This window comes from Haloferax sp. Atlit-12N, from assembly GCF_003383095.1.
Lineage (GTDB): Archaea > Halobacteriota > Halobacteria > Halobacteriales > Haloferacaceae > Haloferax.
Genome location: NZ_PSYW01000079.1, coordinates 1 through 482, shown reverse-complemented (window position 1 = coordinate 482; position 482 = coordinate 1). Strand labels below are relative to the sequence as shown.

Sequence of the window (482 nt, the reverse complement as noted above, 5' to 3'; positions counted from 1 at the left end):
AGAGCGCGATAATCCGCTACATCACGGGGTATTACAGTGCCGTTCGGCCTCACTGGTATAACGGCGGTCTGACGCCAAACGAATCTGAGCGGCTGTACTACTTACAGTCTAATGCGGTGGCCAGTTTTAGTTGACCACTACAAACCACATTTGCCGGGCTGCAGGTATTTCGCCGCGGTTGACTTGTCTTGAAGCGTCTCAAAAATCTCCGGTCTGATCGTCTTCATTTTTTCACCTATCATATTGTTTACATAAAAATATGCGAAATATACCCAATAATAAGAAGTAATGTCGTACTTATATACGGCATCAGCAATTCTGAATATAATTTATCATTATCTTCTGACGAACGGGGAATTCCCCTTCCCAATCCAAACAGGCAAGCTAGGCCGACAGCCCATGCCAAATTGATAGGCGTTATGCCAAAAGGCACAATAAACCACGACCAAAGTATGGTTGCTGAAAATCCAATATAAATAATT

The 482-nt window shown here is 43.4% G+C and carries 1 protein-coding gene and 1 pseudogene; one reads left to right on the top strand and one right to left on the bottom strand.

Going from position 1 to position 482, the window contains the following annotated elements; translation table 11 throughout:
* Positions 1 to 134 (top strand): annotated as a pseudogene (locus C5B90_RS20090) (IS3 family transposase); the annotation flags it as partial.
* Between the two features lie 113 nt (positions 135 to 247).
* On the opposite strand, the gene C5B90_RS21145 reads toward C5B90_RS20090, so the two are convergent.
* Positions 248 to 482, bottom strand: a 235-nt coding sequence (locus C5B90_RS21145; protein WP_233512155.1) for a hypothetical protein, incomplete at its 5' end; no start/stop codon positions are given.